Here is a 26,035-nt window from a genome sequence, read left to right as displayed (position 1 = left end):
TACGGCCTCGCGGATCCCGCCCGTCCTCGGCGGCGGCGCGGGTGGGGGTTACGGCGCGCTGCGCTGCCCGGGCACGCTCGGACGGCCGGCCACGTACAGCTCCGGTACGTGCCTGACGTGGTCCGTGGACAGGGACGCCGTGGGCCCGAGCGCGCTGGCCGCGGCCGTGCGCCGGGTGTGCAGCGGGACGGGGGCGGCCTCCTGTGCGACCTGCGGCAGCGACGGGCCCGAGGGACCGTCGCCGTCGCCCGGCCGGTCACCCTGCGGGCGCCGGGCCCGGTACGCGGCCCGGTAGGCGGCCGGCGACGAGCCGAGCTGGCGCCGGAAGTGCCCGCGCAGCGCAACCGGTGAGCGGAAGCCGCAGCGCCCGGCGACCTCGTCGACCGAGTAGTCGGAGGTCTCCAGCAGCCGCTGGGCCTGCAGCACCCGCTGGGTGATCAGCCACTGCAGCGGCGCGCTCCCGGTGAGCGAGCGGAAACGCCGGTCGAACGTCCGCCGGCTCATGTACGCGCGGGCGGCCAGGGTCTCCACGTCGAACTGTTCGTGGAGGTGCTCCAGCGCCCAGGCGACGACCTCCGCGAGCGGGTCGGCGCCGATCTCCTCCGGTAAAGACCTGTCGAGGTAGCGCTCCTGGCCGCCGCTGCGGCGCGGCGGGACCACCAGGCGCCGGGCGAGCGCGCCCGCCGCCTCGTTGCCGTGGTCCGTGCGCACGATGTGGAGGCAGAGGTCGATGCCGGCCGCCGTGCCGGCCGACGTCAGGACGTCTCCGTCGTCCACGAACAGCTCGCGCGGATCGACGTGCACCGACGGATAGCGCTTGGCCAGCGTCGGCGCATACATCCAGTGGGTGGTGGCCGGCCGTCCGTCCAGCAGTCCGGCGGCGGCCAGTACGAAGGCGCCGGTGCACAGCCCGACGATGCGGGCACCCTCTTCGTGCGCCCGGCGCAGCGCGTCGAGCGCCTCGTCCGGTGGCGGCGAGGTGATCGACCGCCAGGCCGGCACCACGACGGTGCCCGCCCGTGAGATCGCCTCCAGCCCGTACGGTGCGCTGAGTTCCAGGCCCCCTGTGGTCCGCAGCGGGCCTTCCTCGCCCCCGGCCACCAGTAGTCGGTAGCGCGGTACTCCGGCGTCCTGGCGGTCAATCCCGAACACCGAAAGCGGTATGGAACTCTCGAAGATGGGGCCGCCGCTGAACAGCAGCACCGCGACGATCTCCTTGCGGCGTCGCCCGGAAAGCTTCCGGGCCGCGGCGTCCGGCGCGGCAGTGGAGTCGTGGCTCATCCTGCTAAGCCCCCCTCGGTGGTCGCGGCTCCTCGGTTGTGTCGCTCCTGCACGTTTCCCCTCGGTCCTGCACGAGTCCCCCGCCGTAAGACAGTCATGATCGAATCTACTGTGTCCCGCCATGCCGGCGTGGCCAGTTCACGATCCGGCACATTGTCGACATGGCAACTTGGCGTGAAGCATTCGATCACGAAGCGTTGCACTCGTGGGCCGTGCAGGGAAGTGCGCCTCGTCCCGGTGGCCAATCCCCATAGGGTGCGTGCGTCCTCCAACACCCTTTCGGTGCAGGTCGAACGGGGGGTGAGGGGGTGTTCGGGTGGGTGATGTGCAGAGGTCGGAAGTTGGCTGAAAAGAACCGGGGGCGTGCGCGGAAACCGGTCAGTCGACCGGAGTGCTTCCGCCGCTGTGCCGACCGCCCCTGTGCGCCCCCGTTCCGGTCCTGCTGTGCCGTCCGCGGTGCGGGGCGCGCTCCTCGGCGGCCAGCCGGGCGGCACCCCGCTCGGATTCCCGCAGCAGCAGTCGGCACACCCAGGTGATGGTCGCAAGGCCCAGGGCGGTGCTGATGGCGCCGGCGATCGAGGTGCCGTACCAGACGAGCACCACGGGCACGAGCGCGCAGCTGAAGACGGCCCAGCGCACCACATCGCTCGCGGTGTCCGGCACGGGGCGCTGCGGAGGGGCGGTGCGGGGTCCGGACACGGCGTGCTCCCTGAGGCGGTCGGTCACCGGATTCAACGCGTGCCGAACCGCCCGGTCACTGCCGGATCCACGGACGCGCCCCCACCGTCCGACGGTCGCGTGCCCACCGCACGGCCACCGCAAGTCCGCCGCACGGCCACCGCAAGTCCGCCGCACGGCCGCCGCGGCCGGAACCGGCCCCGGTGGTGGTTGAACTCCGTGCGAACCGGCTGTACAGGGCAGCAACCGTTGCGTTACGGGCGTCCCCTCGTGCATGCTCCCTGGAACCCCCGTGCAGGGTGCGCGGGATCTGGGCTAAGGAGGCGTGCCGCCGTACCCTTGGGGGTATGGGGTTGGGAAGATGTTTCCCGGACACAGCTCCGCCGCACACTGCCGTCCCACCCAGAGGATCACAACGCCGAGACACCCATGGCCGGTCACGAATTCTTCGATCCCGCGGACCGCAAGCGCCCCGTCGCCGATCCCACGGCGGCCGAGCCCGAGGCGGCGGAAGAGTCACGCCCGTCCTGCGACCCCGCCTTCAAACACGGCGTGGTGGTCGGCTTCGACGGCTCCACCTCGAGCGAGCGCGCCCTGGCGTACGCGATCGGCATGGCCCACCGCTCCGGCTCGGGGCTGATCATCGTCCATGTGGCCAACCGGCTGCCCACCACGGTGTGGGCCGGCTGTGAACCCCCGGTCTTCGTCGACGTGCCGGACCACCGCACGGAGGTCCTCGGGCTCGAGCTCGCCTGTGCCGACCATCTCGCCGAGGTGCCCTGGATCCTGGTCGAGCGCGGCGGTGACATCTGCCACGAACTCGAAGAGGTGGGCGGGGAGTACGAGGCGGACGCGATCGTGGTCGGCTCCACGCACGGCATCGTCGGCCGCATCTTCGGCTCGGTCGCCGGCCGGCTCGCCAAGCGCGCACGGCGGCCCGTGATCGTCATTCCCTGAGCCGTCCGGGCCTTCCCGGGTCGTGGCCTTCCGGGTCCTCCGGGTCTTCCGGGTCCTCCGGGTCCTCCGGGCCTTCCGGGTCCTCCGGGCCTTCCGGGCCCGCCGCACGATTACGGTCACCGCCCCGCTCCGGACGGGCGCCCGGAAGCGTCCGTTCCGCCGTCCCGGCGTTGCCGTTCCGCAACGTGCCGTCGTGCCAGGTGAGATGAGCCGTGGGTGGCCGCCGCCTCCTCGTGTCGTCGCGGGAATTCTTCCTCAACCTACTTGCGCGTAGAGGTGTTTGTGCTCTTGTGAAGGGCATATATCGGTCACCGCACAACCGTGCATGCAGGACAAGAAGGGAGCCCGCCGTGGACAACGACGTCTCTGCGGGAAGCACCACCTCGACCGTCGGACGGCTCGCACTCGGCATCACACTGCTGGCCTTCGGCCTCGGAACCACCAAGGTCATCGACGGCGTGACGACGGCCGACGCCGTGTCACTGGCCCACTATCTCGGCGGCGTGGCCCTGTTCCTCGCCGGCCTGTTCGCCTTCCGCGACCGTGACACCGCCACGGGGACGGCCTTCTGCGCGCTCGGCGCCCTGTGGTTCACCTGGGCCGTCACGGCGGGCAGTCCGATGTCCGACAACGCCGCCGGACTCTTCCTCCTGCTGTTCGCCCTGGTGGCGCTGACCCTGACGCTCGGGGCCGCCGGCGGCGTCCTCGACCAGGGGGCCTACGGTCTGTTCTTCGTCTCGCTGCTGCTGCTCGCCGTCGCGCGCTTCGCGGACAGCGACTCGCTGGGCAAGGCCGGCGGCTGGTTCGCGGTCGCGGCGGGCGCGGTCGCCTGGTACGCGGCGACGGCGGCCCTGGCCAAGTGGCCCACGGCCCTCCCCCGACGCGCTGCCGGCCGGGGAGTGACGGCCGCCGGCTGACGCAGCGCCGGGCCGGAGGCGGGTTCCCGGCCCCCGAAAAGGAGCGACCCCCTGTGCAGGTGGCACACAGGGGGTCGCCTCTTTGCGGACGCGCCTACTCCACCGTCACCGACTTGGCGAGGTTCCTGGGCTTGTCGATGTCCCGGCCCAGGGCCAAGGCCGTGTGGTAGGCGAGGAGTTGCAGCGGGATGCCCATCAGGATCGGGTCCAGCTCGTCCTCGTTCTTCGGCACCAGGACGGTGTGGTCGGCCTTCTCCTGCTCCTGGTGGGCGACCGCGAGGATCTTGCCGCTGCGGGCCTTGATCTCCTCCAGGGCCGCGCGGTTCTTCTCCAGCAGGTCGTCGTCCGGCACGATCGCGACGGTCGGCAGGGCGGGCTCGATCAGCGCCAGCGGGCCGTGCTTGAGCTCGGACGCCGGGTACGCCTCGGCGTGGATGTAGGAGACCTCCTTCAGCTTCAGGGAGGCCTCACGGGCCACCGGGTAGCCGCGCACGCGCCCGATGAAGAGCATGGAACGGGCCTCGGCGAACTGCTGCGCCAGCTTCTTGATCTCCTCTTCCTGCTTGAGGATCTCGGAGATCTGCCCGGGCAGCTTCCGCAGGCCCTCGATGATCCGCTTGCCGTCACGCACCGACAGGTCCCGCGTGCGGCCGAGGTGCAGGGCGAGCAACGCGAAGGCGACGGTGGTGTTGGTGAAGCACTTGGTGGACACCACGCACACCTCGGGGCCGGCGTGGACGTACATGCCGCCGTCGGCCTCGCGTGCGATCGCCGAGCCGACCACGTTGACGATGCCCAGCACCCGGGCGCCCTTGCGCTTGAGCTCCTGCACGGCGGCCAGGACGTCATAGGTCTCGCCGGACTGCGAGACGGCGACGTAGAGCGTGTCGGGGTCGACCACCGCGTTGCGGTAGCGGAACTCGGAGGCCGGCTCGGCGTCGGCGGGGATGCGCGCCAGTTCCTCGATCATCTGGGCGCCGATCATGCCCGCGTGGTACGAGGTGCCGCAGCCGAGGATCTTCACCCGGCGCACGGCACGCGCCTCACGGGCGTCCAGGTTCAGGCCGCCCAGGTGCACGGTGGAGAACCGGTCGTCGATGCGGCCGCGCAGCACGCGGTCCACGGCCTCGGCCTGCTCGTGGATCTCCTTGTGCATGTACGTGTCGTGGCCGCCCATGTCGTAGGACTCGGCCTCCCACTCGACGGTGGTCGGCTCGGCCGTCGTCCGGGTGCCCTCGGTGGTGTACGTACGGAAGTCGTCGGCCTTGAGGGTGGCCATCTCGCCGTCGTCGAGGGTCACTATCTGCCGGGTGTGCGTGACCAGCGCGGCGACGTCGGAGGCGACGAACATCTCCTTCTCGCCGATGCCGAGAACGACGGGGGAGCCGTTGCGGGCCACCACGATCCGGTCGGCGAAGTCCGCGTGCATCACGGCGATGCCGTAGGTGCCCTCGACGGAACGCAGCGCCTGGCGGACCTTCTCCTCCAGGGTCTCGGCCGAGGCGCGGGCGATGAGGTGGGTGAGGACCTCGGTGTCCGTCTCGGACAGGAACTCGACGCCGTCCGCCTCCAGTTTCTTCCTGAGGTCGGCGGCGTTGTCGATGATCCCGTTGTGGACGACGGCCACCGTGCCGTCGGCCGACAGGTGCGGGTGTGCGTTGACGTCGGAGGGGGCGCCGTGGGTGGCCCAGCGGGTGTGGGCGATGCCGGTGGTGCCCTTGAAGCGCGCGGGGACCTTGGCCTCCAGATCGCGGACCCGGCCCTTGGCCTTGACCATCTTCAGGCCGGCCGACTTGGGGGACGTGACGACGATGCCCGCCGAGTCGTAGCCCCGGTACTCCAGCCGCTGCAGGCCCTCCAGCAGCAGCGGGGCCACATCGCGCTTACCGATATATCCGACGATTCCGCACATATGAGTCCTTTAGTCCCTTTTGTCCTGCGCTCGGTGACGTGATGTCGTCCGGCGGCTCAGCCGTAGACGATGCGGCGCAGCTGCCGGAGGGTGAGCTCGGGCGGCGCGACCGCGCGGTACTTCAGATCCGCCTCGATCCGGTCGAAGATCGTCGCGTTCATCAGGCCCTGGGCCTGCAGTTCGCGGTGGCGGCGGCGGACGAATTCCTCGGTCGTCTCGTCGAAGTAGGCGAGCACGTCCTGGATCACGCGCAGCGCCTCGCCCCGGCTGAGGGGTGTGGACCGCTCCAGATGATCAACGAGTTCGTCGTGCACCCGCTAGATCATGGTGTACGGGCGAGGGAAGTGCAAGAATCCTGCCCGATTCCGGGCAGGATGTGGCTCACATTCGTTTGAGGACCGCCTGCTTGGCCGCCGCGAACTCCTCGTCGGTCAGCACTCCCGTACGGTGCAGCTCGCCCAGTTCGCGCAGCCGGCGCAGGAGTGCGTCGTGGTCGTGCTCGGCGGCGGCGGGCGGCGGGGCGAGCGCGGCGGGTTCGTCCGCGGGCGGCGCGTCGGCGGCCGCGGTGCCCGCGGTGCCTGCGGTGCCTGCGGTGCCTGCGGTGCCTGCGGTGCCTGCGGTGCCCGCGACTGCCGCCGGGTGCGGCATCCTGGCCTGCACGGCCGCCGCGACGAGCGCCATCAGCGGGTCCTTCTTGAAGCCCCACAGCACGACGGAGTGGGGGTCGTACTTCGGTGGCGTCGTGGTCGGAGCGCCGCGCACGACGAAGCGGAGATAGCCGTTCTCCAGGCCCACCGCCGGCTGCCAGTCCACAGCGGTGACGGTGGCCACGGGCAGGGCGCGGACGCCCCCGGACGCCTTGGCCTCCTCGGTCTTCCAGTTCCACTCCAGGCGTATGCGCTCGCCGTCGAAGCTCGCCGAGCCGTCCCCGGCGGACGCGGACAGCGGCACCGCGGGGCCGGGCAGCAGATAGTGGTCGACGGGGCCGGACGGCACCTGCTCCAGCAGGAGCGCGTGGCGGACCTCGTCGGCCAGGTACTCGGCGACGCCGTAGCGGTCGGGCTCGACGACCAGCCGGTAGGGGTCGTCGGACTCGCCGAGCCTGCCGCCGGTCGCCTGGAGCAGCGGGTCGGCGCCCTCGCGCAGCCGCAGCCTCAGCCGTCCGGCCTTCTTGCCCTGCTCGAGGGAGATGCCCGCCAACGCGCCCAGCGGGACGGTGAGTTCGCCCAGGGTCCGGCGGAGCAGGCTGACGTTCTTGTCGCGCCCCGGGGTCAGCCGCAGCACGTCGCCGTCAAAGATCCACGTGCCGTCCTTCTGGATGATTTCCGCCATGAGGAGGATTGTTCCATCCGAGGTACGAGAGAGTGGTCTATACCCCTCGGCGTCGCACCGGACAGGCACCGTGGGACCTCATGGAAGGGAGCGCATGTGACACGGCACCACAGAACGCCCCGCCTCCTCGGGACGCTGCTGCTCTTCGCGGCCGCCGGACTCACCCTGAGCGCCGGCGCCGCACCCGCCGCGCCCGCGGACCCCGCCACCCCCTTGACCCAGGTGATCCCGGCGCCCGCCTCGGTGGCCGCGGGGGGATCCCCGTACCGGATCACCCCCGGCACGCGGATCCGCGTCGACGGCTCGCGCGAGACCCGCCGGGTCGGCGAGTACCTCGCGGACGTCCTGCGGCCCTCGACCGGCTACCGCTTGCCGGTCACCGCACACGGCGCCGGCGGCATCCGGCTCCGCCTGGGCGGCGGCCCCACCGGCGGCGAGGGCTACCGCCTCGACAGCGGACCCCGGGGCGTCACCATCACCGCCCGCAGGCCCGCGGGGCTCTTCCACGGCGTGCAGACACTGCGCCAGCTCCTGCCCGCCGCGGTCGAGCGGAAGACCGCGCAGCCCGGGCCCTGGGTCGTGGCGGGCGGCACCATCGAGGACTCCCCGCGCTATGCCTACCGCGGCGCGATGCTCGACGTCTCCCGCCACTTCTTCACCGTCGCCCAGGTCAAGCACTACATCGACGAGTTGGCGCTCTACAAGATCAACACCCTGCATCTGCACCTGAGCGACGACCAGGGCTGGCGGATCGCGATCGACTCCTGGCCGCGCCTGGCGGCCTACGGCGGCTCGACACAGGTCGGCGGCGGCAGAGGCGGCCACTACACCAAGGCGCAGTACCGGGACATCGTCCGTTACGCGGCCTCCCGCTATCTGGAGGTCGTCCCCGAGATCGACATGCCGGGCCACACGAACGCCGCCCTCGCCTCGTACGCCGATCTCAACTGCGACGGGGTCGCGCCGCCGCTCTACACCGGCACCAATGTCGGCTTCAGCTCGCTGTGCGTGCCCAAGCAGGTGACGTACGACTTCCTGGACGACGTCCTGCGCGAACTGGCCGCCCTCACGCCGGGCCGCTACCTCCACATCGGCGGCGACGAGGCGCACTCCACCAGCCACGACGACTACGTGACGTTCATGGACCGGGTGCAGCCCCTCGTGGGCCGGTACGGCAAGACGGTGATCGGCTGGCACCAGCTGACCGGTGCGCACCCGGTGAAGGGCGCCCTGGCGCAGTACTGGGGCCTGGACGGCACCAGCGCCGCGGAGAAGGCCCAGGTGGCCCGCGCGGCGCAGAACGGCACCCGGCTGATCCTGTCCCCGGCCGACCGGGTCTACCTCGACATGAAGTACACCAAGGACACGCCGCTCGGACTGGACTGGGCGGGGCTGGTGGAGGTGCGCCGCTCCTACGACTGGGACCCGGGCGACTACCTTCCGGGTGCGCCGGGTTCGGCGATCGCCGGGGTCGAGGCGCCGCTGTGGTCGGAGACGATCGTCACGGGTGCCGACATCGACTACATGGCCTTCCCGAGGCTGCCGGGAGTGGCCGAGCTGGGCTGGTCACCGGCCGCCACGCACGACTGGGACGCCTACCGGACACGGCTCGCCGCACAGGGGCCGCGCTGGCAGGCGCTGGGGATCGGGTTCTACCGGTCGCCGCAGGTGCCCTGGCCGGCGGGCTGAACACCGCGCACGGGCACCCCGGAGACCGCACTCCGGGGTGCCCGTGCCGTCCTCCCGGACCTGAGCGGTCCCCGGAAGCCGGGCCTGAGCGGTCCCGGGAAGCGGGGCACCTCCCCGAAACCGCTCAGCGCCCGGCGACCGGGTTCCGCAGGGTCCCGGCCAGCTGGAGCGCCCCCGACGGGTCCGCCAGGTCGACCATCTGCCGGTTGTCGCGCAGCTGGAGCCGGTTGAGGCAGGACAGGGGGAACTCCGGGGCGAACAGGTCGTACCGCCGGAACCGGTCGGCCAGTTCGGGGTGCGCGTCCTGGTACGCGTGGGCGACCTCGGCGATCGTCCGCCAGAAGTCGTCCTCCTCCATCACCCCCTCGGCGGCGAGGTGGGCGGCCAGGAAGCGGAAGAAGCAGTCGAAGACGTCCGTGAAGACCGACAGGAGCCGTTTCTCCTCCGGCACCTCGACACGTATCCGCGCGACGGGCGGGGGCAGCACCGTGTGCGGGTCCATGACCGCGACCTCCTCCGCGATGTCCTTGAAGACCGCGCGTCGCACCACCCCGTCCGCCAGGACCAGGATGACGTTCTCGCCGTGCGGCATGAAGACCAGGCCGTGGGCGTAGAAGCTGTGCAGCACCGGGACGAGGTACGCCCGCGCATAGCGGCGCAGCCACTCCGCGGGCGTGAGCCCCGACCGCTCGATCAGCGCGCCGGCGACGGAGGCGCCCTCGTGGTCCACGTGGAGCAGGGACGCCATGGTGGCCAGGCTCTCGCCCGCCCGCAGCGACGGCACCGGGCTCTCCCGCCACAGCGCGGCGAGCATCTTCCGGTAGGGCGAGTGGTGGTCCGTCGCCGCCTCGTACTCCGCGTGGCGGTAACCGACCGCCGCCCGCTCGCGGATGATCGTGAGGCCCGTCGACGTCAGCACCGGGTCGTCCGCGACGAGCCCCGCCAGCCAGTCGTTGATCGCGGGGGTCGCCTCCATGTAGGCGGCCGACAGCCCGCGCATGAAGCCCATGTTGAGGACGGACAGGGCCGTCTTCACATAGTGCTTCGTGGGGCTGCTCCGGTTGAAGAAGGTCCGGACGGACTGCTGGGCCAGGTACTCGTCGTCGCCCTCACCCAGGCGGACGAGGTGCCGCCGGGCCATGTCGGCGGCGAAGGTGACGGCGAGCTTGTTCCGCCACTGCCAGGGGTGGGCGGGGACGAGGAGGTAGTCGGCGGGGTCCAGGCCCTGGTCGGTCAGCTGCCGGTGGAAGCGCTCGACCGTCGCCTCGCCCAGCTCCTCCCGGACGAACGACCGGTACTCGACCCCGGCGCCCGCCGTGAACACCGCCCGCGAGCGGTGCGCGGCCAGCCACACCAGCCGGACGGGGCGTGCGGTCTCGGGCGCGTACGCGAGGTGGTCGTGGATGCCGAAGCCCAGCCGCCCGTTGTTGGCGACGAAGCAGGGGTGGCCTTCGGTCATGCCGCTCTCGATGTCCTGGAACCCGCTGCGGGCGAGTTCCGCGGCGGTGACCTTCGGCTTGGCGAGCTTGTAGCAGGCGCCGGAGAGGGTGGCGGAGATCTCCTCCAGGTAGACCGGGAGCACCTCGTCGCTCAGCCCCAGCGAGGTCCGCAGCTCGATGACGAGGTCCAGGGCCTCCAGGGGGAGCGCGCGGCCGTCGCGGTGCCGGGTGAGGGAACCGGGGTCCACCTGCCAGTGGTCGAGGGCGCGGCGGGTGGCGGCGAACCGGTAGGCGGTCCGTCCGTCGTCGCTGCGGACGAGGTACCGGCCGTCGCCGTCCCCGCCGGGCGTGATCAGCCGCTCGTGGGCGAACTCGGCGAGCGCCTTGCGGGCGAGGAGGCGGTTGGCGCGCTCCCAGCGCTCGGGGGACAGATGGGAGACGGCGTCGGCGCTCATGCCGCCACCGCCCGCTCGAACCGCTCGCGGGTGCAGAAACTCAGCAGCGCCGTCTTCTCCGGCTTCTGGATCTCGCGTTCGGGCAGGAACCCGACCGCCGCGTTCAGGGCGTGCACGGCCGAGTTGCGCACATCGGGTTCGACGACGACACGGGCGGTCGCCGGGTCGTCGAACAGATGGCGCATGACCGTGGTGAGGACGGCGCGGGTGAAGCCGTGCACGGGTGTCCCGGCCGGCGCGACGAGGAAGTGCATGCCGACGTCACCGGGCTCGGCCGGGTACAGGCCGGCCAGTTCGCGGTGCGCGGGGTCGTACCTCTCCATCAGGAAGGCGGGTACGCCGTCGTGCAGTCCCAGGAGGGCGTGGTGGTGCTCGTCGGCCGCGATCGCCCGATAGGCGCGCTCGACGTCGGCCGGTCCGGCGTCCTGCATCATCCAGAAGGCCGCCTTGGGGTGGGTGACCCAGGCGTGCAGCAGCCCGGCGTCCCCGGCCGGGTCGAGGTCGCGGAGGCTGAGGGCGCCGAGGGCGCCGGGGGCGGTGCTCATGCGGCGAACTCCTGGAAGGCGATGGACTTCTCGACGGGGTAGTACTCGCTGCCGAGCAGTTCCCGGATGATGTACGCGTTGCGGTAGGGGCCCATGCCCAGGTCGGGGCTGGTGACGCTGTGCGTGTGGAGTCCGCCGTTCTGCAGGAAGACGCCCCGGCCCGTGGTGTCGACGGCGTAGTTGCGGGCCACGTCGAAGTTGCCGTGCGCGTCGTAGCGCAGGCGGTCGCGGATCGGCCGCAGGAAGCCGGGTTCGGCGTAGCGGTAGCCGGTGGCGAGGACCAGGCCCTGGGTGCGCAGCTCGTAGTCCTTGCCCTGCTCCTCCTGGCGCAGGCCCAGCGTGTAGCCGCCGTCCTCGCGGCGGACGCCGTTCAGCGAGGAGTTGGCGAGCAGGCGGGTGGGTACGGGGCCGTCGAGGTTCTTCTCGTACAGCAGGTCGAAGATCTCGTTGACCAGGGCGCCGTCGATGCCCTTGAACAGCGGCTTCTGCTGCCGCGCGAGACGGTAGCGGGTCGGCTCGGGCAGCGCGTGGAAGTAGTCGATGTACTCCGGGGAGGTCATCTCCAGGGTGAGTTTGGTGTACTCGAGCGGGAAGAAGCGCGGTGAGCGTGTGACCCAGTTCAGCCGGTAGCCGTGGACGTCGATCCCGCCGAGCAGGTCGCGGTAGATCTCGGCGGCGGACTGACCGCTGCCGACCACGGTGATCGACTCCAGTGTCTGCAGCCGGCGCTTGTGGTCCAGGTAGCGGGAGGAGTGCACGACATCGCCGTCGAGGCCGCGGCAGGCCTCCGGGACGTACGGGGTGGTCCCCGTGCCGAGGACCAGATGGCGCGCCCGGTAGGCGTCCCCGTCCCGCGTCCGCACGACGTACAGCTCGTCCTCGTACGTCACCTCCGTGACGGTGGCGCCGAAGCGGACGCCGTCGACCCTGGCGGCGGCCCAGCGGCAGTAGTCGTCGTACTCGACGCGGAGCGGGTAGAAGTTCTCGCGGATGTAGAACGAGTACAGCCTGCCCTGCTCCTTCAGGTAGCTCAGGAAGGAGTACGGGGACGTCGGGTCGGCCAGGGTGACCAGGTCCGACAGGAACGGCGTCTGGAGGTGGGCGCCGTCCAGGAACATCCCGGAGTGCCACTCGAAGGCGGGCTTGGACTCCAGGAAGACGCCGTCGAGGGCGGTGATGGGATCGATCAGGCACGCGAGGCCCAGGTTGAAGGGACCGAGCCCGATCCCCACGAGGTCGTACGTCCGGTCGGGAGCTTCAGGAAGCGCGGTCAAGGGACTCTCCCAGGTACTGCCCGGCGTGGCGGGCGATCAGGTCGAGCACGGCGGCGATGTCGTCCGTCGTGGTCTCGGGGTTGAGCAGGGTGAACTTCAGGTAGTGGCGGCCGGCGACCTCGGTGCTCGCGACCACGGCGTCGCCGGAGGCGAACAGGGCGGTGCGGGCGTGCAGGTTGGCGCGGTCGATCTCGGCCGGGTCGGCGGCTGCCGCGGGGACACAGCGGAAGACGAGGGTGGACAGCTGCGGCTCGACCACCACCTCGAACCGCGGGTCGTCGGCCAGCAGCTTCCAGCCCTCCCTGGCCAGGTCGCACACCTCGTCGAAGAGGGCGCCGATGCCGTCGGCACCCATCACGCGCAGGGTCGTCCACAGCTTGAGGGCGTCGAAGCGGCGGGTGGTCTGGAGGGACTTGTCGACCTGGTTGGGGATGCCCTCCCGCACCGTCCGGCGCGGGTTGAGGTACTCCGCGTGGTAGGTGGCGTGCCGCAGGGCGGCGGCGTCCCGTACCAGCAGGGCGGACGAACTCACCGGCTGGAAGAACGACTTGTGGTAATCGACGGTGACGGAGTCGGCGCGTTCGATGCCGTCGAGCAGGTCGCGGCGGCGGGGCGAGACGAGCAGGCCGCAGCCGTAGGCGGCGTCGACGTGCAGCCAGGTGCCGTGGCGCGCGCACAGCTCCGCGATCCCGGGCAGCGGATCGATGGAGCCGAAGTCGGTCGTGCCGGCGGTGGCGACGACGGCCATGGGGACCAGCCCGTCCCGGGTGCAGCGTGCCAACTCCCGGGCGAGGGCGAGGGTCTGCATGCGTCGGTCGTGGCCGACGGGGACCGGGATGACGGAGTCGGCGCCCAGGCCGAGGAGTTTCGCCGACTTCCGCACGCTGAAGTGGCTCGCCTCGGAGGTGAGGATCCGCAGCCGGGCGAGGGCGCCGGGGCCGGCCTCCTCGCGGGCCAGCAGCAGTGCCTGGAGGTTGGACTGGGTGCCGCCGCTGGTGAACACGCCGTCGGCGGCGGGGCCGAGCCCGATGCGCTCGGCGGTCCAGTCGATGAGTCTGCGCTCGATGAGGGTGCCTCCGGCCGACTGGTCCCAGGTGTCGAGGGAGGAGTTGACGGCGGACAGGACGGCCTCGCCGAGCACGGCCGGGATGACGACGGGGCAGTTGAGGTGGGCGAGGTAGCGGGGGTGGTGGAAGTAGACGGCGTCGCGGAGGTAGACGTCCTCCAGTTCGTCCAGGACCGCGGCGGTGTCGCGCAGCGGGCGGTCCAGGTCGATCCGCTCGATGCGGGAGGCGAGGGCGTCGACCGTGACGCCGGTGAAGGGACGGTCGGTGGCGGCGAGTTGGGCGGCCACCCGCTCGACTCCTTCGGCCACGGAGCGGCGATAGTGCTCCGCGGTCAGGTCATTGAGCAGGTGCGAGCGCATGAAGACCTCCGATGAGGGCGGCGACTTAGGTTAGCCTAACCTAAGTAAGGTCGGGTGATTCCGCCCCCTGACCGCCGTCACCCGTGCGCACGCATCTGCTCCTCGCTCAGCCCGCGCCGCCAGTAACCGACGAACGTGACGCGCCGGCGGTCGATGCCGCGCTCCGCGACGACATGCCGGCGCACCTCCTTCACCTGCCCGGCCTCGCCCGCGATCCAGACGTACGGGGCGCGCGCCTCGGGGAGCCGGGCGGCACGCAACGCGGCCAGGGCCGGGGACGCGGCCAGGGCCGGGGAGGCGGCCAGGGCCGGGGAGGCGGGGGCGGTCCCGGCACCCCAGGGGTCGTGGGGGAGTTCGCCGCGCACCAGCCAGGTGATCTCGGCGTCGGCCTCGGTCACCGGGTCCTGGATGTCACCGGCGTGCCCCACCTCCAGCCAGACGCGGGCGCGGGTGCCCGCGGGCAGCCGTTCGAGGATCGCGCAGGCCGCGGGCAGGGCGGTCATGTCGGCCCACAGGACCACCAGATCGGTGTCCTCGGGCGGCCGGAAACGGATCGCCCGGTTGTCCGCGACCGCCGGGCCGAGCACCACGACCCGGTCGCCCGGGGCGGCACGGGAGGCCCAGCGCGAGGCCGGGCCCGCGGGGGCGGCCTCGCCCGGCCCGACGCCGTGCAGCACGAAGTCGATGTCGATCTCCGCGGGATCCCGCCGCAGCGCCCGCAGCGTGTACGAACGCATCACGGCCCGCACGCCGTCCGGGAGTTCCCGCCAGCCCTGCCACCACCGCTCGCCCAGGCCGACCGGGACGGCGGGCTCGGTCTGGCCCGGGTGCGGCAGGAAGAGGGAGAGGCTCTGGTCGTGCCCGTCGGAGCGGAACGCGTCCAGGTCGTCGCCCGCGAAGGTGAGGCGGCCGAGGGAGGGGCCGAGCCGCCTCGTCCGTACGACCTGGAGGGAGAAGAAACGGAACGGGGCGGCCACGGCCGTCGTCATGTCAGCTCACCTGCTTCGCCGTCTCGATGGCCTTCGCGAGGTCCTCGAGCAGCGGGGCGCACTTGTCGTACGACAGGATGGGCTCGGGATTGCGGGCGATGACCTGGCCCGCCCTGACCGCGGGGAGCTTCTTCCAGGTCGCCTCGGTGACGGCGGCGGGCTGGACGGCCGAGGTGCGGTTGTCCATCATGATGATGTCGGCCGGGTACCTGTCGGCGTTCTCCCAGCTCAGGTTCTCGAACCAGCCACCGCTCGCCTTCAGGGCGGAGGCGGGCGGCTCCACGAGGTTCACGCCGAGCGCCTTGAAGTACTCCAGGTCGATGGAGAGGTTCGAGCCGGAGACGTAGAGGACGTCCTGGCTCGCGGACCCCGCCAGCACCTTGATGCCGGGCCTGGCCCTTGCGGCCGCGCGCAGCCGGGCGGCGGCGTCCTCGAACCGCTTCTTCGCCCGGGTGGTCCGCGCGGAGCCGGTGTCCGCGCCGAGCGAGTTCGCGAGCTCCAGCATGCGCTGCAGCGGTTCGGTCAACTGCCGGTCGTAGACGGAGATCCCGACGCTCGGGGCGCCGACCGCGAGGATCTTCTCGCGGGATTCCTCGGGCACGTACCAGAGGGTGCCGGCGCCGTCGAACATGGTGGTGACGAGCAGATCGGGGCCGAGTGCCGCGTACTTCTCGATGTTGAACTGGCCCCACGCGTTGCCGAGGACCGCGACCTTGCCGATGTCGAGGTCGCCGGCCTGCACGTCCGCCGTGCCGTCCTCGGTCCTCGTCGGCCCGAAGACCCCCTTCACGCCGATGCCGTAGTCGTGCAGCGCGGCGGCGACACCGACGAACGCGACGACGGCGGAGGGCGTCCGGCCGGCCTTCGCGGTCCGCCCGCGGTCGTCCTCGAAGGACCAGGGGCCGGAGCCCTTGCCCGCGCCCGAGCCGCCGCCCGAGCCGCCGCCCGAGCCGTCGTCGCCGGGGGCTTCGCCGTCCTTGCAGGCGGCCAGCAGGGCGCCGAGTCCGAGGGCGCCGCCGGCGGCGAGGACGCCGCGGCGGGAGGGGACGGTGGGTCGGTGCTGGGGCATGGGCGTGTCTGCTTTCGCGCGTGGACCACATGGATTTAAGTTAGGTTAGCCTAACCTAATCAGGCTGGGGGAGTGGAGTGCCCGCCGGGAGCGGTGCCCCGGGGCCCGCGCTTGCCGCGGGTCGCGGCCGAAGGCGGCGGCTTGTGGCCGTCGGGGCGGGTGGGATAAGGTCGATCTTGAGGTTGCAGCCGGTTCCACCGGTCGGCCGCACGCGTTGGTGGTCCAAGGAAAGACGTCCCGCTTCCTGCGGGGAAATGCAGGTGCAAGGCCTGCCCGGCGCTCAAACAACCCTTCTCCCCGTGGTGTTCGGGGAGAAGGGTTTTTCGTTTCGACGCCGGTAGCCTGGCGGCCGTGATCACGAGCACCGCATGGCAGCGTGAGCTGACCGCCGCCTTCTCCGTCCTGCTGGGCGGGCCGCTGGAGTCGTTCGACCCGGCAGCCGAGTACGCGCTGTACTACCGCAACACCATCGACCGCTCGATGCTGTTCGAACTGCTCGACGACGTCGGACAGTTCGGGCGGGTGCTGTCGCCGTCGGCGGACGGCGGCCGTCCGCAGGCGCTGAAGGTGTGCCTGGGCCTGGACTGGGGCCTCGACCTGGCCCGGTCGGAGTTCGAGCTGTGCCCGGACGACGGGACGGCCTTCGCCCGCGCCCTCGACTCGCTGCCCGACACGGCCTTCCTCGACCGGCACCGGACGACCCTGCCCGGCCGCGAACTGGCCCGCCTGCTCCCGGCGCACGGTCTCGGGCCGGCGGACATCGTCTCGGCGTCGGAGGACGGGACTCTCGACGTGGGAGTGACCCTGCGGGTCGCCACCGACGGGACGCTGCGCGACGCCATGGTGACCGCGACCCGCAGCGCGGCGGGCCCCGACGGCCTGCGGCCCGGTCCCGAGGAGGCGGCCGTGCTGTCCACGACCGACGTGTTCACCTTCTTCGGGGACCAGTTGTCGCCCGCGGCGGCCGCGGAGCGGGACCGGCTGCTCGCCCCGGTCGGCGACCCGCGGCTGCGGGCGCACATCTGGTCGCCGTACCTGGACATGCCCTGGGACCGGGCCGAGGACGGCACCGTGGTCGGGACGCCCGCCGTCCGGTACCGGTCCGTCGCCGACCGGCCCGGGACGGCGGTCGTGGCGGCCTGGGACCTGTCGTACTTCGGCGAGATATCCCTCGCCGTCGTGCAGACGGGGGGATCCGGCCGGTGAGGAGCCGGTGTCGCCCGTACGGCCCGAGGTGATCTGCGGGCGGGTGCCCGCCCACCGCGCGTCGACTCGTGGCTCCCCGCGCGAGCGGGAAGTCGGGCGCCGATCGCCGGAGTTGTGGTCAGGAGGCGCGGTGGGCTACAGTCGATCTTGCAGACGCCGCCGGGCCTCACCGGTCGGCCGCACGCGTTGGTGGTCCAAGGAAAGACGTCCCGCTTCCTGCGGGAAGATGCAGGTGCAAGGCCTGCCCGGCGCTCAACCAACCCTCCTCCCCGAGTTGTTCGGGAGGAGGGTTTCTGCATTCTTCGCGTGACCGACGTAACCGGCCGGGGCCGACGCCGCTGCAGGGAGAGGGCGGCCAGGCCCTCAGCCCGTGCCGTTCCCGGCCTTGCCGTACCGGCGGAACGCGGACGTCTCCACCGTCCACGGGCCGAACCGCACGGAGTCCCCGAAGATGTAGGGCTCCTTGTGGGCGTAGCGGTCCTTGTATGGTTCGGAGTGCACCTCGATGGTGCCGGTGCGAGGGTCGACGATCATGTAGTGGGCGATGCCCATCGCAGGGTACTCGGTGAGCTTGACACCGTAGTCGTTGTCGGGGTTGGACGGTGAGACGATCTCGACGGCCGCGAGCACCTGCGTCGCGTCCACGGCGAGTCCTTCCTCGTCGAGTACGTCCTCCGGGATGACGACCGCGTCGGGACGCCGCATGCGCCCGATGGCCGGATGCTCGATCTCCGGCCCGTTCTCGCAGATGTACCCCGGGTGCGTGCCGGGCAGCTGCGCGTTGAGCTGGTTTCGGATACGTCGGACCGTGCCCTCGTGGCGCTTCGAAGGGCTCATCATGGCGAGGAAGGGCCCGGAGGGGCCGATCTCGACGTTCCAGGCCCCTTCCAGGTGCTCCGCGTACGCCGTGAGCTCCTCGGCGATCGCGCGCATCTTCGCGTAGTCCATGTGTCCAGCGTACTGAGGCTTCCGGCGTGCCGATGGCACGGAACCACGGACGGGCCGTACCCGACCCGGCGGCCGGGTACAGCCGTGACCTCTCGGGAAGGGCGTCAGCCCGTCAGGCCCAGTTCCCTCGCGATCAGCATCCGCTGCACCTCACTGGTGCCCTCCCCGATCTCCAGGATCTTGGAGTCGCGCCACATACGGGCCACCGGGTACTCGTTCATGAAGCCGTAGCCGCCGTGGACCTGGGTGGCCTCGCGGGCGTTGTCGACCGCGACCGTGGACGAGTACAGCTTCGCCAGGGCCGCCTCCTTCTTGAAGGGCTCGCCCGAGACCAGGCGGGACGCGGCGTCGCGCCAGGCCAGGCGGGCCGTGTGGGCCTTCATCTCCATGTCCGCGATCTTGAACTGGATCGCCTGGTACGCGCCGATGTTCCGGCCGAAGGCGTGCCGCTCCTTCGCGTACTTCACCGACTCGTCCACACAGCCCTGGGCCAGGCCCGTGGCGAGGGCCGAGATGGCGATGCGGCCCTCGTCCAGGATGCGGAGGAACTGGGCGTAGCCGCGGCCCTCCTGGCCGAGCAGGTTCACCGCCGGGACGCGCACGTCCGAGAAGGACAGCTCGCGGGTGTCCGAGGCGTTCCAGCCGACCTTCGAGTACGGGGCCGCCACCGTGAAGCCGGGCGTGCCGGACGGGACGATGATCGAGGAGATCTGCGGGCGGCCGGACTCCGTGCGGCCGGTGACCGCCGTGACCGTCACCAGACCCGTGATGTCCGTGCCCGAGTTGGTGATGAAGCACTTCGTGCCGTTGATCACCCATTCGCCCGTCGAGTCGTCCAGCCGGGCCGTCGTACGCGTCGCCCCGGCGTCCGAGCCGCCGTCCGGTTCGGTCAGGCCGAAGGCGCCCAGTATCTCGCCGGAGCACAGGCGCGGCAGCCACTCCCGCTTCTGCTCCTCGGTGCCGAAGCGGTAGACCGGCATCGCGCCCAGCGAGACGCCCGCCTCCAGGGTGATGGCGATCGACGAGTCGACACGGGCGAGTTCCTCCAGCGCGATGCCCAGCGCCAGGTAGTCGCCGCCCATGCCGCCGTACTCCTCCGGGAACGGCAGCCCGAACAGGCCCATGCGGCCCATCTCGCGGACGATCTCGTAGGGGAACTCGTGGCGCTCGTAGAAGTCGCCGATCTTGGGCGCCACGACGTCGTGGGCGAACTCTTCGACCGTGCGCCGGAGTTCCTCGAGTTCGGGGGAGAGACGGTGGTCCATGGGATCACTCCTTGTGGGAGAGGGCTCGGACAGTACGGGACGGACTGGGCCGGTCCAGGTGCGCGGCCATCCACACGCTCGTGGCGGTGAGCCGGCCGAGGTCGACTCCGGTGTCGATGCCGAGACCCTGAAGCATCCACACGAGGTCTTCGGTGGCGAGGTTTCCGGTGGCGGACTTGGCGTACGGGCAGCCGCCGAGGCCGCCCGCGGAGGCGTCGACGGTCGTCACCCCGTGCTGGAGCGCGGCCAGCGTGTTGGCGAGGGCCTGGCCGTAGGTGTCGTGGAAGTGCACGCCGATGGCGCCCGTCGGCACGCCCTGGGCGTTCAGCTCGGTGAGCAGGTCCTGGACGTGGCCCGGCGTCGCCACCCCGATGGTGTCGCCCAGGCTCAGCTCGTCGCAGCCCATGTCCATGAGCGCCTTGCCGACCCGGACGACCTGGTGGAGGGGCACCGGGCCCTCCCAGGGGTCGCCGAAGCACATCGACAGATAGCCGCGGACGTGCGCGCCCCGGGACCTCGCCCGCTCGACCACCGGCTCGAACATCCCCAGGGCCTCGTCCACCGTGCGGTTGAGGTTGGCCTTGGCGAAGGACTCGGTGGCGCTGGCGAAGACGGCGATCCGGCGGGCGCCCAGCGCGAGGGCGCGATCCAGGCCGCGTTCGTTGGGCACGAGCACCGGAAGCTCCACCGGCAGGTCGCCGACGAGCGGGTACAGTTCCTCGGCGTCGGCGAGCTGGGGCACCCACCTGGGGTGGACGAAGCTGGTGGCCTCGATGGTGGTCAGGCCGGCGTCGGCGAGCCGGCGGATGAACTCCGCCTTCACCTCGGTCGGAACGGCCGCCTTCTCGTTCTGCAGGCCGTCGCGCGCGCCGACCTCGTGGATCCTGACCCGTGCGGGCAGGCCCCGGGCCGGTACCACCATGGGCAGCCGATGATCCGTCATTCCTCCGCCTCCGTGTGCTCCTCGTGCGCCGCGATCACGGCCAGCACCTGGTCCATGGCGACCGTCGAGCCGGGTGTGACGTCCAGCTCGGCGACGGTCCCGGCGTGCGGGGCGGAGATGACGTGCTCCATCTTCATCGCCTCGACCACCAGCAGGCTCTGCCCGGCCGTCACCTCGTCCCCGACCGCCACCTTCACCACCGTCACCGTGCCGGGCATGGGTGCGGTCAGCGAGTCGGTGCCCGTGCGGGCGGCCCCGGTCAGCGACGCCGCGACCGGGTCGTGGTCGCGCACGTGCCAGGCGTCGCCGTCGCGCCCGAGCCAGGTGCCGTCCGGCAGCGCGGCGACGGTGTGGGTGACGCCGTCCAGGCGGAAGGTGAACCCGGATCCGCCGCCCGCTCCCGGCGGCGGGCCCCAGCTCGCGCGCAGCGGCCGCTCCGCGCCCGGCAGCAGCAGCTCCGCCGCGCCGGCCGCGGTGCCGCGCACGCGGACGGTCACCGGGTCGTGTCCCGGCGCCCGCAGGGGGAACGCCGTCCAGGCGTGCTCGCCGCCCAGCCGCCAGCCGCTGGGCACCGAGAACGGATCGACCCACCCCGGCGCCGGGGCGGCGAGGGCGGCCTGGCGCAGCAGTGCCGCCGCGGCCCAGACCTCCTCCGGGACCCCGTCCCGCACGAGGCCGTCCACCTCCCGCTCCACCAGGCCCGTGTCCAGCTCGCCCGCCACGACCGCCGGGTGGGCCAGCAGACGGCGCAGGAAGCCCGCGTTGGTCCGCACGCCCAGGGTGACGGTCCCGGCGAGGGCGGCCCGCAGTCTCCGCAGCGCGGTCGCACGGTCGGGGCCGTACGCGACGACCTTCGACAGCATCGGGTCGTAGAGGCTGCCGACCTCGGTGCCCTCGGACAGCCCCGAGTCGGTGCGCACCCCTTCGCCCTGCGGCTCGCGCAACGACAGCACGGTGCCGCCGGAGGGCAGGAACCCGCGGGACGGGTCCTCGGCGCAGATGCGGGCCTCCACGGCGTGCCCGGTGAGCGTGACGTCGTCCTGGGCGAAGGACAGCCGCTCGCCCGCCGCCACCCGCAGCTGCCACTCGACCAGGTCCAGGCCGGTGACCAGCTCGGTCACCGGGTGCTCCACCTGAAGGCGGGTGTTCATCTCCATGAAGTGGTACGAGGAGGGGTCGACGCCCGGGACGATGAACTCCACCGTGCCCGCGCCCCGGTAGCCGCACGAGCGGGCCGCCTGGACCGCCGCCTCGCCCATCGCCGCGCGGGTGGCCTCGTCGAGGAGCACGCTCGGCGCCTCCTCGATGATCTTCTGGTGGCGGCGCTGGAGGGAGCACTCGCGCTCGCCCAGGTGCACCACGTTGCCGTGGCCGTCCGCCAGGACCTGGATCTCGATGTGCCGGGGGCGCTCGACCCAGCGCTCGACGAGGAGCGTGTCGTCGCCGAAGGAGGCGCGGGCCTCACGGCGGGCGGCGGCGATCTCGTCGGCCAGCGCGGACGCCTCCCGCACCAGCCGCATACCCTTGCCGCCGCCGCCGGCCGACGGCTTGAGCAGCACCGGCATGCCGATGGCGTGCGCGGCGTCGGCCAGCTCCGCGTCCGACAGGCCGCTCCCGTCCGACCCGGGTACGACCGGCACTCCGGCCGCCCGGACCGTCTCCTTGGCCCGGATCTTGTCGCCCATGAGCGCGATGGCGTCCGCCGGGGGGCCGATGAACACCAGCCCGGCCTCCGCGCAGGCGCGCGCGAACGCGGCGTTCTCCGCGAGGAAGCCGTACCCGGGATGGACCGCCTGGGCGCCGGTCCGGGCGGCCGCCCGGAGGATCCGCTCGGCGGACAGATAGCTCTCCGCCGCCGGCGCCGGCCCGATCCGTACCGCGGTGTCGGCCTCCCGGACGTGCCGTGCGTCGGCGTCCGCGTCGGAGAAGACGGCCACCGAGCGCACCCCGAGCGCGCGCAGCGTGCGGATGACCCGGACGGCGATCTCGCCCCGGTTGGCCACTAGGACTGTCTCGAACATTCCCACCCTCACATCCGGAAGACGCCGAAGCCGGGCGCCGTGCGGTCCCGCTGGGGGAGCGGCGCGTTGGCGCACGCGGTCAGGGCCAGGCCCAGCACCTGCCGGGTCTCCAGCGGGTCGATCACACCGTCGTCCCACAGGCGGGCCGTCGCGTAGTAGGCGTTCCCCTGGCGCTCGTACTGGGCGCGGATCGGGGCCTTGAACCCCTCCTCGTCCTCGGCGGGCCAGGACTCGCCGCGCGCCTCGAGCTGGTCGCGCTTGACGGTCGCGAGGACCGAGGCGGCCTGCTCGCCGCCCATGACCGAGATCTTGGCGTTCGGCCACATCCACAGGAACCGCGGCGAATAGGCCCGGCCGCACATCGAGTAGTTGCCCGCGCCGAACGAGCCGCCGACGACGACCGTGAGCTTCGGCACGCGGGTGCAGGCCACGGCGGTCACCATCTTGGCGCCGTGCTTGGCGATGCCGCCCGCCTCGTAGTCGCGGCCCACCATGAAGCCGGAGATGTTCTGCAGGAACACCAGCGGAATGCCGCGCTGGTCGCACAGCTCGATGAAGTGGGCGCCCTTCTGGGCGGACTCGGAGAACAGGATGCCGTTGTTCGCCACGATCCCGACCGGGTGGCCGTGGATGCGGGCGAACCCGGTGACCAGGGTCTGCCCGAACTCCGCCTTGAACTCCGCGAACCGCGAACCGTCCACCACGCGCGCGATGACCTCGCGGACGTCGTAGGGCGTACGGGAGTCGGCCGGCACCGCGCCGTAGAGGCCGGCCGGGTCCGCCTTCGGCTCCACCGACGGCACGACCTCCCAGGGCAGCTGCCCGCGCGCGGGCAGCGTCGAGACGATGGTCCGCACGATCCGCAGCGCGTGCGCGTCGTCCTCGGCCAGGTGGTCCGTCACGCCCGACACCCGCGAGTGGACCTCGCCGCCGCCCAGCTCCTCCGCGGTCACCACCTCGCCGGTGGCGGCCTTCACCAGGGGCGGGCCGCCCAGGAAGATGGTGCCCTGGTTGCGCACGATCACGGCCTCGTCGCTCATCGCCGGGACGTACGCCCCGCCCGCCGTGCAGGAGCCCAGCACCGCCGCGATCTGGGGGATGCGGGCGCCGGACATCCGCGCCTGGTTGTAGAAGATCCGCCCGAAGTGCTCCCGGTCGGGGAAGACCTCGTCCTGCATGGGCAGGAACGCGCCCCCGGAGTCGACGAGGTAGACGCACGGGAGGCGGTTCTCCAGAGCCACCTCCTGGGCGCGCAGATGCTTCTTCACCGTCATCGGGTAGTACGTGCCGCCCTTGACCGTGGCGTCGTTGGCGACGACCACGCACTCGCGGCCGCTGATCCGCCCGATCCCCGCGATCACACCGGCGGCCGGCGCCTGCCCGTCGTACATCCCGTCGGCCGCCAGGGGCGCCAGCTCCAGGAAGGGCGAGCCCGCGTCGAGCAGGGTGTCCACCCGGTCGCGCGGCAGCAGCTTGCCGCGCGCGGTGTGGCGCGCGCGGGCCCTCTCGCCGCCGCCCAGCCGGGCCGCGGCCAGCTTGGCGCGCAACTCCTCGACCAGCGCGTGGTGCGCCGCCTCGTTGGCCCGCCAGGCCTCCGACGCGGGGTCCCCCGCGCTCGTCAGCTCCGGTGCCTCCTGCATCCCGCGGTCCCCTCACCTTGTTAATGAGCGTTAACGCATTTCCTTCAGGTTAACGAGCGCTAACCTGCCTGTCTAGAATTGCCTCCATGGCCACCAGAACCGACGCCCTCACCCGTCGCGAGCAGATCCTGAAGGAGGCCGCGCGGCTGTTCGCCGAGCGTGGCTTCCACGGTGTCGGGGTCGACGAGATAGGGGCGGCCGTCGGCATCAGCGGGCCCGGCCTGTACCGGCACTTCGCGGGCAAGGACGCGATGCTCGCCGAGCTGCTCGTGGGCATCAGCGAGCAGCTGCTGACCGGGGCCAGGCGGCGGGTCGCCGAGGCCGACGGGAATCCCGCGGGGCGGGACCCGGAGGCGGTCCTCGACTCGCTGATCGAGGGGCACATCGACTTCGCGCTCGACGACCGTCCCCTGATCACCCTGCACGACCGGGAGCTGGACCGCCTCCGGGACAGCGACCGCAAGCTCGTGCGGCAGCTGCAGCGGCAGTACGTCGAACTCTGGGTGGAGGTCGTCCGTGAGGTGTATCAGGGGCTGACCGAGCCGACCGCCCGCTCGTCGGTGCACTCGGTGTTCGGGCTGCTCAACTCGACCCCCCATCTGGGGCGGCCGGGCTCGCTGCCGGGGCGGGCCGCGACGGCGGCGCTGCTGCACCGGATGGCCAGGGGCGCGTTCGCCGCCGCCGGGGCGTGACCCCTGCCGGGGTCCGGCCGTCACGTGACGAGCGTTACGTGGCGGCTGCTCTGGACGGCCTGGTGACCGGCCGGTAACGTGTGCTGAGCAAGCGCTTAGCCATGGGGTCGCAACCATCGATTGAGGAACCCCGACGGCGAGCAGCCAGGTACGCGAGAGCGGCGCCGGTTCAGGCGCAAGGAGGGGTGGCGCGGTGCGCCGTACGGTGTTCAACGAGGATCACGAGGCGTTCCGGGAGACCCTGCGCGCCTTCATCGAGGCCGAGGTCGTCCCGGTCTACGACGAGTGGTTCGCCGCGGGCCAGGCGCCGCGCGACTTCTACTACAAGCTCGCCGAGCTGGGCGTCTTCGGCATCCGCGTCGACGAGGAGTACGGCGGCGCCGGCATCGACTCGTACAAGTTCGAGGCGGTCATGTACGAGGAGACCGCCCGCGCCGGCGTCACCTTCGGCGGCTCCGGAGTGCACGTCCTGCTCGGCCTGCCCTACATCAAGATGCTCGCCACCGACGAGCAGAAGAAGCGCTTCCTGCCGAAGTTCGTCACCGGCGAGGAGATGTGGGCCCTCGCGATGACCGAGCCGGGCACCGGCTCCGACCTCGCGGGCATGAAGACCACCGCCAAGCTCTCCGAGGACGGCACGCACTACGTCCTCAACGGCGCCAAGACCTTCATCACCGGCGGTGTGCACGCCGACCGGGTCATCGTCTGCGCCCGCACCTCCGCGCCCACCGCCGAGGACCGCCGCCACGGCATCTCCCTGTTCGCCGTGGACACCAAGTCCGAGGGCTACTCCGTCGGCCGCAAGCTCGACAAGCTCGGCCTGAAGACCTCCGACACCGCCGAGCTGGCGTTCGTCGACGTCAAGGTCCCGGTCGAGGACCTGCTCGGCGAGGAGAACAAGGGCTTCTCCTACCTCGGCCACAACCTCGCCTCCGAGCGCTGGGGGATCGCGTACGGCGCCTACGCACAGGCCAAGGCGGCCGTCCGGTTCGCCAAGCAGTACGTCCAGGAGCGCACCGTCTTCGGCAAGCCGGTCGCGCACTTCCAGAACACCAAGTTCGAACTGGCCGCCTGCCAGGCCGAGGTGGACGCCGCCGAGGCGGTCGCCGACCGTGCCCTGGAGGCCCTGGACGCGGGCGAGCTGACCGCGGCCGAGGCCGCCAGCGCCAAGCTGTTCTGCACCGAGGTCGCCCACCGCGTGATCGACCGCTGCCTCCAGCTGCACGGCGGCTACGGCTTCATGAACGAGTACCCCATAGCCCGCCTGTACGCCGACAACCGCGTCAACCGGATCTACGGCGGCACCAACGAGATCATGAAGACGATCATCGCCAAGGACATGGGCCTGTAAGCCGGG

At 71.8% G+C, this 26,035-nt stretch carries 22 protein-coding genes; 6 read left to right on the top strand and 16 right to left on the bottom strand.

Features of this window, described 5'->3' with window-relative positions; all coding sequences use genetic code 11:
- Positions 1-48 precede the first annotated feature (48 nt).
- Positions 49-1,281, bottom strand: coding sequence for a helix-turn-helix domain-containing protein (locus tag ACFYMU_RS18890; protein WP_388374184.1), 1,233 nt, complete (start codon positions 1,279-1,281; stop codon positions 49-51).
- A gap of 378 nt (positions 1,282-1,659) precedes the next feature.
- Complete coding sequence (locus tag ACFYMU_RS18885) at positions 1,660-1,980, bottom strand: hypothetical protein (protein WP_388374182.1); 321 nt, start codon at positions 1,978-1,980, stop codon at positions 1,660-1,662.
- 408 nt (positions 1,981-2,388) lie between these two features.
- Here ACFYMU_RS18885 and ACFYMU_RS18880 point away from each other — a divergent pair, with 408 nt between their 5' ends.
- Positions 2,389-2,916 carry a universal stress protein gene (locus ACFYMU_RS18880; protein WP_388374180.1) on the top strand — a complete coding sequence of 176 codons (528 nt, stop codon included), beginning with the start codon at positions 2,389-2,391 and terminating at the stop codon, positions 2,914-2,916.
- 350 nt (positions 2,917-3,266) lie between these two features.
- Positions 3,267-3,833, top strand: a complete 567-nt coding sequence (locus ACFYMU_RS18875; protein WP_388374178.1) for a GPR1/FUN34/YaaH family transporter — start codon at positions 3,267-3,269, stop codon at positions 3,831-3,833.
- A gap of 94 nt (positions 3,834-3,927) precedes the next feature.
- On the opposite strand, the gene glmS is transcribed toward ACFYMU_RS18875, so the two are convergent.
- From glmS to ACFYMU_RS18860, 3 genes are all read right to left on the bottom strand, one after another.
- On the bottom strand, positions 3,928-5,745 hold the full coding sequence (gene glmS, locus ACFYMU_RS18870; protein ID WP_388374176.1) for a glutamine--fructose-6-phosphate transaminase (isomerizing): 1,818 nt from the start codon (positions 5,743-5,745) through the stop codon (positions 3,928-3,930).
- Between the two features lie 56 nt (positions 5,746-5,801).
- Entirely contained in the window at positions 5,802-6,059 is a 258-nt protein-coding gene (locus tag ACFYMU_RS18865) for a hypothetical protein (protein ID WP_388374174.1), read from the bottom strand.
- A 67-nt stretch (positions 6,060-6,126) separates the two neighbouring features.
- On the bottom strand, positions 6,127-7,077 hold the full coding sequence (locus tag ACFYMU_RS18860; RefSeq protein WP_388374172.1) for a DUF4429 domain-containing protein: 951 nt from the start codon (positions 7,075-7,077) through the stop codon (positions 6,127-6,129).
- Positions 7,078-7,173: 96 nt separating this feature from the next.
- Between ACFYMU_RS18860 and ACFYMU_RS18855 the strand changes: the two genes are divergently transcribed.
- Entirely contained in the window at positions 7,174-8,766 is a 1,593-nt protein-coding gene (locus tag ACFYMU_RS18855; RefSeq protein ID WP_388374170.1) for a beta-N-acetylhexosaminidase, read from the top strand.
- Positions 8,767-8,890: 124 nt separating this feature from the next.
- Here ACFYMU_RS18855 and ACFYMU_RS18850 read toward each other — a convergent pair whose 3' ends face one another.
- From ACFYMU_RS18850 to ACFYMU_RS18825, 6 genes are all read right to left on the bottom strand, one after another.
- Positions 8,891-10,660, bottom strand: coding sequence for an IucA/IucC family protein (locus ACFYMU_RS18850; protein ID WP_388374168.1), 1,770 nt, complete (start codon positions 10,658-10,660; stop codon positions 8,891-8,893).
- A complete protein-coding gene (locus ACFYMU_RS18845) occupies positions 10,657-11,205 on the bottom strand; it encodes a GNAT family N-acetyltransferase (protein WP_388374166.1) in 549 nt (182 codons plus the stop codon). The genes ACFYMU_RS18850 and ACFYMU_RS18845 overlap by 4 nt, the downstream gene beginning before the upstream one ends.
- The gene (locus ACFYMU_RS18840; protein ID WP_388374164.1) at positions 11,202-12,479 is read right to left on the bottom strand and encodes a lysine N(6)-hydroxylase/L-ornithine N(5)-oxygenase family protein; all 1,278 of its coding nucleotides are present in this window, start codon (positions 12,477-12,479) and stop codon (positions 11,202-11,204) included. The genes ACFYMU_RS18845 and ACFYMU_RS18840 overlap by 4 nt, the downstream gene beginning before the upstream one ends.
- Positions 12,463-13,905, bottom strand: coding sequence for a pyridoxal phosphate-dependent decarboxylase family protein (locus ACFYMU_RS18835; protein ID WP_388374162.1), 1,443 nt, complete (start codon positions 13,903-13,905; stop codon positions 12,463-12,465). The genes ACFYMU_RS18840 and ACFYMU_RS18835 overlap by 17 nt, the downstream gene beginning before the upstream one ends.
- A 77-nt stretch (positions 13,906-13,982) precedes the next feature.
- Positions 13,983-14,894 (bottom strand): siderophore-interacting protein, encoded by a 912-nt coding sequence (locus ACFYMU_RS18830; RefSeq protein WP_388374160.1) that lies wholly within the window; start codon positions 14,892-14,894, stop codon positions 13,983-13,985.
- Between the two features lies 1 nt (position 14,895).
- A complete protein-coding gene (locus ACFYMU_RS18825; RefSeq protein ID WP_388374158.1) occupies positions 14,896-15,963 on the bottom strand; it encodes an ABC transporter substrate-binding protein in 1,068 nt (355 codons plus the stop codon).
- 351 nt (positions 15,964-16,314) lie between these two features.
- Here ACFYMU_RS18825 and ACFYMU_RS18820 point away from each other — a divergent pair, with 351 nt between their 5' ends.
- Entirely contained in the window at positions 16,315-17,169 is an 855-nt protein-coding gene (locus ACFYMU_RS18820) for a hypothetical protein (protein WP_388374156.1), read from the top strand.
- 363 nt (positions 17,170-17,532) lie between these two features.
- Here ACFYMU_RS18820 and ACFYMU_RS18815 read toward each other — a convergent pair whose 3' ends face one another.
- The 5 genes from ACFYMU_RS18815 to ACFYMU_RS18795 all read right to left on the bottom strand — a co-directional run bounded on the left by ACFYMU_RS18815 (position 17,533) and on the right by ACFYMU_RS18795 (position 23,986).
- A complete protein-coding gene (locus ACFYMU_RS18815; protein ID WP_388374154.1) occupies positions 17,533-18,117 on the bottom strand; it encodes a Uma2 family endonuclease in 585 nt (194 codons plus the stop codon).
- A gap of 104 nt (positions 18,118-18,221) precedes the next feature.
- Positions 18,222-19,382: an acyl-CoA dehydrogenase family protein gene (locus tag ACFYMU_RS18810; protein WP_388374152.1), complete on the bottom strand. Its 1,161-nt coding sequence runs from the start codon at positions 19,380-19,382 to the stop codon at positions 18,222-18,224.
- 4 nt (positions 19,383-19,386) lie between these two features.
- Positions 19,387-20,325 carry a hydroxymethylglutaryl-CoA lyase gene (locus ACFYMU_RS18805; RefSeq protein ID WP_388374150.1) on the bottom strand — a complete coding sequence of 313 codons (939 nt, stop codon included), beginning with the start codon at positions 20,323-20,325 and terminating at the stop codon, positions 19,387-19,389.
- Positions 20,322-22,346: an acetyl/propionyl/methylcrotonyl-CoA carboxylase subunit alpha gene (locus ACFYMU_RS18800; RefSeq protein ID WP_388374148.1), complete on the bottom strand. Its 2,025-nt coding sequence runs from the start codon at positions 22,344-22,346 to the stop codon at positions 20,322-20,324. The genes ACFYMU_RS18805 and ACFYMU_RS18800 overlap by 4 nt, the downstream gene beginning before the upstream one ends.
- Before the next feature lie 8 nt (positions 22,347-22,354).
- Positions 22,355-23,986: a carboxyl transferase domain-containing protein gene (locus ACFYMU_RS18795; protein WP_388374146.1), complete on the bottom strand. Its 1,632-nt coding sequence runs from the start codon at positions 23,984-23,986 to the stop codon at positions 22,355-22,357.
- A gap of 86 nt (positions 23,987-24,072) precedes the next feature.
- Between ACFYMU_RS18795 and ACFYMU_RS18790 the strand changes: the two genes are divergently transcribed.
- Both ACFYMU_RS18790 and ACFYMU_RS18785 read left to right on the top strand, forming a co-directional pair.
- Entirely contained in the window at positions 24,073-24,678 is a 606-nt protein-coding gene (locus tag ACFYMU_RS18790; RefSeq protein WP_388374144.1) for a TetR/AcrR family transcriptional regulator, read from the top strand.
- 193 nt (positions 24,679-24,871) lie between these two features.
- Complete coding sequence (locus ACFYMU_RS18785; protein ID WP_388374142.1) at positions 24,872-26,029, top strand: acyl-CoA dehydrogenase family protein; 1,158 nt, start codon at positions 24,872-24,874, stop codon at positions 26,027-26,029.
- The last annotated feature ends 6 nt before the right edge of the window (positions 26,030-26,035 follow it).

It is taken from the genome of Streptomyces sp. NPDC007264 (assembly GCF_042869095.1).
In the GTDB taxonomy this organism is placed as follows: domain Bacteria; phylum Actinomycetota; class Actinomycetes; order Streptomycetales; family Streptomycetaceae; genus Streptomyces.
This window is presented reverse-complemented; position numbering and strand designations above follow the sequence as displayed.